Origin of the sequence: Rhodococcus sp. CX (assembly GCF_015865005.1) — a bacterium.
Taxonomy (GTDB): domain Bacteria; phylum Actinomycetota; class Actinomycetes; order Mycobacteriales; family Mycobacteriaceae; genus Rhodococcus.
Map to the genome: position 1 here is coordinate 24,912 of NZ_JADZGH010000206.1, position 7,528 is coordinate 32,439.

Here is a 7,528-nt window from a genome sequence, read left to right on the forward strand (position 1 = left end):
GGACGTCCCGGAGTGCGGGATCGGCGGTGATCCGACGCAGCACCTCGAGGCCGTCGGGTGCCGGCATGCGGACATCGCACAGGGCGACGTCCGGGTGGGTGCGCGCGATGACCGCGAGTGCTTCACCACCGTCGCCGGCTTCGCCCACGACCTCGATATCAGGTTCGGCGGCGAACAGCGTTCGTAGGCCCACCCGGACGAGCGTCTGATCGTCGACGAGCACCACCCGCACGGTCATGCCCGGTCCTCCGTGCTCTCGGCGGCACCGACCGGAAGCACGGCCCGCACGACGAAGCCGCGTTCCGGTCCCGGTGCGGCGACGAGCGTTCCACCGAGCTCGGCTGCACGATCTGCCATCGCGCGGAGGCCGAGGCCACCGGTCGGCGCGTCGGTGGTGCGGCCACGCCCGTCGTCGGCGACCCGCACTGTCACCGCCTGTCCTTCGCGCATGATCTCGACAGTCACCCTGGTGGCCTGCGCGTGCCGGAGAACGTTGGTCGTCGCCTCCGCGACGATCGAATACGCGACATGATCGACGTCGGCCGGTAGTGGGAGGGCCGGTACCCGCACGTCGACGTCGAGGCCGGCGGCCCGGACGCGGTCGACGAGAACCGGCAGGTCGGCCAGACCACGTCGCGGTCGGCGCTCGGCGGCGTCACCCGTGAGGGTCGTCAGCTCGGTCCGCAGGTCGTTGAGGGCGTCGCGGCTCGTGTCGCGGATGGCGACCAGTGCGTCCCGCACCGCCTCCGGGTTGCGCTCGAGCACGTGCAGCGCCACCCCGGCCTGCATCGCGATCACTGCGAGCCCGTGCCCGACCCCGTCGTGCAGGTCGCGGGCGATGCGTAGTTGTTCCTCGGTCGCGGCACGGCGGATCCGCTCGGCGTTCGCATCCCGCCGAGCCGACCGCCACCACCCCACGGCCGCGGCGGCGAGGGCGAGGGCGGCGGTGCCGAGTGTCTGCCAGAGTGTGACCCACGCGGGATATCCGGCGACGAGGACCCGGGCCGTCATCCCGGCGACGAGAACCAGGACGGCGAGGGCAGCGGGAACAGCGAGGTCGCGGGCGGGACGCACGCTCGCCGCCCCGAACGCTGCGAGCGCGGGCAGGAGGAAGATCGGTCCGTCGGCTCCACCGGTCGCAAAGTAGATCCCGACCAGCGCAGGCACCGCGATCAGGGCGGTTCGTGGCCATCGCGGGGCGGTCAGTGCGACCCCCGCGCAGGCCGCTGCGAGAGCACCCGCACCGACCATCGCGGCCGGCAGGCGCATGTTGTTCGCCCCGAGTGTCGCCACGGTGACCAGGGCAACGAGCGCGAGCGTGAAGCCGACGCGGAGCATCACCGGGTCGGTGACGGCACGGCCCTGATCGGTACCCACATCGTCGACGCTAGCCGTGCACGCCGGTCGATGGTGTACGCAATATCGCGTAGGTCGATGACGCCCGTGGGCGGACGACGTCGGCGTGTGTGCGGCCGACGATCGAGGCATGACCGACAACACGACACTCACTACTGCAACCGACCGGCCCGGCCGGGCGGGATCGGCCGATATCGATGCCGACGTCGTGGTCGAGACGTCGGCGCTGACCAAACGCTATGGCGACCGCGCCGCGGTCGACTCCGTAGACATGACCGTTCGACGCGGCGAGATCTACGGATTCCTCGGCCCCAACGGCGCAGGGAAGACCACGACGCTGCGCATGATCCTCGGCCTGATCCGCCCGACCTCCGGGTCCGTCCGCGTTCTCGGCAGGCCTGCCGGCTCGCGCGAATCGTCCTCGTGTACCGGTGCTCTCATCGAGGGACCTGGTTTCTTTCCCTATCTGTCGGGACGGGCGAACCTCCGCACCCTGGCGCGTCACCGCGGGTTGAGTGACCGGTGCGTGGAGGAGGTGCTGGCCCGGGTAGGTCTTGTCGACCGCGGCAACGATGCGTACAAGTCGTATTCGCTGGGGATGAAGCAGCGGCTCGGGGTCGCCGCGGCCCTGCTCGGTGACCCGGACCTGATCGTGCTCGACGAGCCGACCAACGGCCTCGACCCGAGCGGCATGGCCGACATGCGTGCCCTGATCGTCGACCTCGCCAGGGCGGGGCACACCGTGATTCTGTCGAGTCACCTGCTCGGCGAGGTCCAGGAGATCTGCGACCGCGTCGGCGTGATCGCGAACGGGCGCCTGGTGCGTGAATCGACCGTGTCCACCCTGCTCGGCGACGCGATCCTGAAGGTGCGCGGCACGCCCCAGGACCGGGTGGTGTCGATCGCCTCGGATCTCGCCGGTGAGAACGGATTCGAGATCGACGGCGACGCTGTGCTGCTGGACCTGCCACCCGAGCGTGCACCCGATGTCGTCCGGGCGCTCGTCGCCGCCGATGTGGCGGTGTCGTCGATCGGACCGACCGAACGCACCCTCGAGGACGTGTTCTTCGAGATGACCACCACTTCCACACCGATGAAAGGGGTGTGACATGTCCGCCTCGACACTCCGCTCACCCACCGGCTCGGTCCCCGATGCCGCGGGGCGCAACACCGTGGCGCGCAGTGTGCGCGCCGAACTGTTCCGGTTGCGTGCGTGGCCGGCGATGTGGGCGACCCTCGGCACATGGTTCCTGCTCGCGACCGTATTCGGTTACGTGTTCCCGTACATCTCCTATACGACCGGATCGGCCGGTTTCTCCACCGAGGGACAATCTGCCGAAGTCCTGTTGCAGGGCGTCCTGCCCGAGTCGGTACCCGATGTCCTGGTGCAAGGCACGCCGTTGTTCGGGGGTGCCCTCGTGCTCGTCCTCGGCGCCCTCGTCGCCGGGAACGGCTACACCTGGGGAACCTGGAAGACGGTGTTCACCCACGGCCGGCTGCGTCCGACGATCGGGGCGCTGCTCGCGCTCGCGGTGATCGTGGCCGCGATGGTGATCGTCACAGCGGTGCTGTGCACGGCCATTTCCGTCGTACTCGCCACGGTCGAATCGCAACCGCTCATCTGGTCGTCGGCTGCCGACCTTCTCCGCTCGGCGGGTACGGCGTATCTGGTGTTCATGATGTGGGCGACGATCGGTTTCGCGCTGGGCACCTACGCCCGCAGTGCGGCGTTGTCGGTCGGCCTGGGTTTGGTGTGGACCCTCGTCGTGGAGAATCTGCTGCGCGGTGTCGGTTCCGCTCTGCCGCTCGTCCAGGACGTGACGGCATTCCTGCCGGGCACCGCCGCCGGATCGCTCGTCGGTGCGGTGACCGGGGCAGGACAGGGCACGCCCGGGGTGGTGGACGTGATCTCCGGACCCAGGGCGGTCGTCACCGTCACCGCCTACATCGTGGTCGCGGTGGTGACCACCGGGATTCTGGTGCGGCGTCGGGACGTGAACTGACCGCGATGATCCTGTCGGGTAACGAGTTTCGCGGTCTTCCCGGCATCCGCACCACCACCGGAAACAGTGGAGACTAAACTCTTCTCAACCGTTTGCTTTCCGAATGCCGGGATCGTCCTGCTCTCGGGCGCCGTCGACAAGAGCGGATGTCCAGGCCGGTCGCGGTGTACCCGGAAGGGACAGGGGAGAGGCATGCAGATCGCGATCGGCCAGTTCGCGTCCGGCGATGACACGGCCGCCAACCTCGCACGTGTCGGTGACCTGGTGAAACAGGCGGCATCGGCAGGTGCCCGTCTGCTCGTACTGCCCGAGTACTCCATGTTCACGGCGCCGGTGATGGACGATCGATTCGTGGAGACGGCGGAACCGCTGGACGGACGATTCGTCACGGAGCTGGGGCATCTGGCGCAGACCCACGACATCCACATCGTCGCGGGGATGAACGAGACCATCACGGGCGAGGACCGCATCTACAACACCGTTGTTGCGATGGCTCCCCACCGCAGCATCGTGGCGACCTACCGAAAAATCCATCTCTACGACGCATTCGGCTACCGCGAATCGGACATGGTGCAGGCCGGACCCCTCGCCGCCCCGGAGACCTTCCGGATAGACGGAATCACCTTCGGAATCCAGACCTGCTACGACCTCCGCTTTCCCGAGGTGACGAGGACGATCGTCGATGCCGGTGCCGATGTCCTGATCCTGCCGGCGGCATGGATGGCCGGACCGCTCAAGGAAGACCACTGGACCACTCTGGTCCGGGCCCGCGCCATCGAAAACACGATCTACGTCGCTGCAGCCGACCAGAATGCTCCGGTGGGATCCGGCGCGAGCATCGTCGTCGATCCCATGGGTGTGGTGATTGCGGGGCTGGGTGAGCGTGAAGGCATCGCCGTGGCCGAGGTCGATCCGGCTCGCCTGTCTGCCGTTCGTGCCAAGAATCCCGCTCTGGCACTGCGCCGGTACACGGTCGTTCCGCGATAGTCGCCGTTCCGGTTTCCCGGCGCGGACCGGTTCGTCCGGTTCCCGACGGCGTGTCCCGGTGGTAGGGAACGTCCGTGCCGTCGGGGTCGATACCGGTCTACCGTCGTCCCTCGTTGCGGAACAACCAGGCGAAGGAGAGTGGCATGGCGAAGAAGCCCGTACCGGCCCCCGTCCAGGCACAGGACACCACCGTGGACCTGCTCGTGATCGGCTCGGGCACCGGCCTGGCCGCCGCGCTCACGGCGCACGAGGAGGGACTGTCGGCGCTCGTCGTCGAGAAGACGCAGTACGTCGGCGGCTCGACGGCACGGTCGGGCGGCGCGTTCTGGATGCCTGCCAATCCCGTTCTGCAGGAAGCGCGTTCCGGGGACACCCGTGAGCGTGGCCGCACCTACGTCCGCGCGGTGGTCGACGGCAGCGCCCCCGCCGAGCGCGGTGACGCGTTCGTCGACAACGGCGCCGAGACGGTGGCGATGCTCAGCCGCACCACGCCGATGAAGTTCTTCTGGGCCAAGGGCTACGCCGACTACCACCCGGAGCGTCCCGGCGGCGCAGCGATCGGACGCACGTGCGAATGCCGCCCGTTCGACCTGTCGCAGCTCGGCGACGAGCGGGGCCGGTTGCGGCCGGGGCTGATGGAGGCGAGTCTGCCGATGCCCACCACCGGCGCCGACTACAAGTGGATGAACCTCATGGCACGGGTGCCGGTTAAGGGATTCGCGACGATCTTCCGCCGCCTCGCGCAGGGCGTGGCAGGGCTGGCGATCAAGCGCGAGTACGTCGCCGGTGGCCAGGCCATCGCCGCGGGTCTGTTCGCGGGTGTGCTGCGCGCAGGGATCCCGGTGTGGACGGAGACCTCGCTGGTGCGCCTGGTGACCGACGGCGATCGCGTCACCGGCGCGGTCGTCGAGCAGAACGGCCGGGAGGTGACCGTCACGGCTCGTCGCGGTGTGGTCCTCGCCGCCGGTGGTTTCGACCACGACATGCAGTGGCGGCACAAGTTCCAGTCGGAATCGCTCGTCGACGGCGAAAGCCTCGGCGCGGAGGGCAACACCGGCGACGCCATCAAGATCGCGCAGGAGATCGGCGCCGATGTGGACCTGATGGATCAGGCGTGGTGGTTCCCGGCGGTCGCACCGTCGCGCGAAGGCAATCCGCCGCTGGTGATGCTCGCCGAGCGGTCGCTGCCCGGCTCGTTCATCGTGGACCAGAAGGGCTCCCGGTTCATCAACGAGTCCTGCGACTACATGACGTTCGGCCAGACCGTCCTCGAGCGTGAACGCTCGGGTGATCCGGTCGAGTCGATGTGGATCGTGTTCGACCAGAAGTACCGCAACAGCTACGTGTTCGCCGCGGGACTGTTCCCGCGCCAGCCGATCCCGGGCTCCTGGTTCAAGGCCGGCATCGCGCACAGCGGTGCCACCCCCGAGGAACTCGCGGCATCGATGGGAATCCCGGTGGAGGCCTTCGCCGAGACCTTCCGCCGGTTCAACGACGACGCGGTGGCGGGAACGGACTCCGAATTCGCGCGCGGCGCAAGCGCATACGACCGGTACTACGGCGACCCGACGGTCGAGCCGAACCCGAACCTGCGCCCGCTCGACCACGGCCCGTACTTCGCGGTGAAGATGACCCTGTCCGATCTCGGCACGTGCGGCGGCCTGCGCGCCGACGAACGTGCTCGCGTGCTGCGCGAGGACGGCAGCGTCATCGAGGGTCTGTACGCGATCGGCAACACCGCGGCCAACGCGTTCGGCAATCGCTACCCGGGTGCGGGCGCAACCATCGGCCAGGGTCTGGTGTTCGGATACATCGCGGCACGCGACGCCGCGAACTCGAGCGTGTCCGTCTGACGCATTCTCGCCGAGCGAGAGGGAGAATCATCGTGAAAAGTGTTGTTCCGGAAACAGGTTCCGCACCCACCTTCCTGTCGCTCGGCGTCGCGGCGGGTGGGCTCGACGGCGCAGGTGCCGACGAGGCGGACATCGTGTTCTTCCTCCCACCCCGGCCGGACGAACCGCTCCGTGGCCGGACCCGCACGGTGCGCGACGCCGAGACCCACCGTGTGGACCGGACCGTCGAGTACTTCGACACGGTCGGCCGCAGGGTTGCCGAAGTGTTTCTGTCGGGGTGTGAGGACGCACCGGCGACATCGGAGCGGGCCGTGGGGGAACTCGCCCGCTGTGTCGTCGATCGGTTCGGCGTCGAGAACGTCCGGAGGTTCCGCGTCCGCATCACCGGTCCCACGGCCGGTACCGAACCGGCGAAGTGCACTGTCGGTGTGCTGCAGCACTATCGCACCGATCACGAATTCGTGCAGGACGTCGCAGTAATGTGTGCGACCGATTCCGGAGCGGTGATCGCGCGGGCCTGGGTCACCGTCGCGGTTCCGGCGCAGTCGCACACCGATGTGGACGCCGTGTCCGCATCTGCGTGATCGAGCGCCCGGCGAAAACCCGCCGGCACCTCACCTTTCGGTGAGGAGCGCGGCGACGCGGGCGCTCATCGAACGCCCCAGCGCCGCGACCTGACCGTCCGCGTCCGGCGCGTGCGCCAGCGCTCGCAGCACGATCCGGTCGGCGACCGCCGAGGTGATCAGGGTCCGTGCCCACGCTGCGGTCCGCATCGGACCGGGCACGTACACGCGGCGGGACCGCCTCCCGAGGGCACGGACGAACGCGGCGGCGCACTCGTCGACGTCGTGGACCTTCCCGAGCGGCCCGGGTAGAGCCGTGAGCATCCGGTCGAACGCGGGCAGATCGGCGCGGGCATCGCGGATCAGCGGGGTGTCGATCCACCCCATGTGCGCCGACCCGACACCGACGCCGTGGCGTGCGACCTCGAGACGCACAGTGTTGGCGAACTGCTCCACACCGGCTTTCGCCGCGTTGTACGACGCCTGCCCCGGCATGGGCAGGTACGCGGCCATCGACGACACGAGAAGAAGGTAGCCGCGGCGCTCGATGATCGCCGGCAACGTCGCGCGCACGGTGTGGAACACCCCGACGAGGTCGACGTCGATCACTGTGCGGAACGCTTCCGGATCGACCTGCAGCACAGAGCCGTACGCGCCGACCCCGGCGTTCGCCACTGCGAAGTCCAGGCCGCCGAACCGGTCGACGCCCGCGTCGACGGCGGCCTGGACCGCGTCGAGATCCCGGACATCGGCGACCGTCCCGACC

The 7,528-nt window shown here is 68.9% G+C and carries 8 protein-coding genes; 5 read left to right on the forward strand and 3 right to left on the reverse strand.

Translation table 11 applies throughout. The features are described 5' to 3' along the window. Both I0Q12_RS22240 and I0Q12_RS22245 read right to left on the reverse strand, forming a co-directional pair. A partial coding sequence (locus tag I0Q12_RS22240; protein ID WP_197254792.1) for a response regulator transcription factor occupies window positions 1-238 on the reverse strand: 238 nt, incomplete at its 3' end. Next, window positions 235-1,377, reverse strand: coding sequence for a sensor histidine kinase (locus I0Q12_RS22245; protein WP_197254794.1), 1,143 nt, complete (start codon window positions 1,375-1,377; stop codon window positions 235-237). The genes I0Q12_RS22245 and I0Q12_RS22240, both read right to left, overlap by 4 nt. 109 nt (window positions 1,378-1,486) lie before the next feature. Here I0Q12_RS22245 and I0Q12_RS22250 point away from each other — a divergent pair, with 109 nt between their 5' ends. From I0Q12_RS22250 to I0Q12_RS22270, 5 genes are all read left to right on the forward strand, one after another. Continuing rightward, entirely contained in the window at window positions 1,487-2,464 is a 978-nt protein-coding gene (locus tag I0Q12_RS22250; RefSeq protein WP_197254795.1) for an ABC transporter ATP-binding protein, read from the forward strand. A 1-nt stretch (window position 2,465) separates the two neighbouring features. Next, window positions 2,466-3,359 (forward strand): ABC transporter permease, encoded by an 894-nt coding sequence (locus I0Q12_RS22255; protein WP_197254797.1) that lies wholly within the window; start codon window positions 2,466-2,468, stop codon window positions 3,357-3,359. A gap of 192 nt (window positions 3,360-3,551) precedes the next feature. Continuing rightward, window positions 3,552-4,346: a carbon-nitrogen hydrolase family protein gene (locus I0Q12_RS22260; protein ID WP_197254799.1), complete on the forward strand. Its 795-nt coding sequence runs from the start codon at window positions 3,552-3,554 to the stop codon at window positions 4,344-4,346. Window positions 4,347-4,489: 143 nt separating this feature from the next. After that, a complete protein-coding gene (locus I0Q12_RS22265; protein WP_197254808.1) occupies window positions 4,490-6,199 on the forward strand; it encodes a 3-ketosteroid-delta-1-dehydrogenase in 1,710 nt (569 codons plus the stop codon). Between the two features lie 32 nt (window positions 6,200-6,231). Next, window positions 6,232-6,783 (forward strand): hypothetical protein, encoded by a 552-nt coding sequence (locus tag I0Q12_RS22270; protein WP_197254810.1) that lies wholly within the window; start codon window positions 6,232-6,234, stop codon window positions 6,781-6,783. Window positions 6,784-6,813: 30 nt separating this feature from the next. Here I0Q12_RS22270 and I0Q12_RS22275 read toward each other — a convergent pair. Then, the coding region (locus I0Q12_RS22275) for a short-chain dehydrogenase/reductase (RefSeq protein WP_231611215.1) at window positions 6,814-7,528 on the reverse strand (715 nt) is incomplete at its 5' end.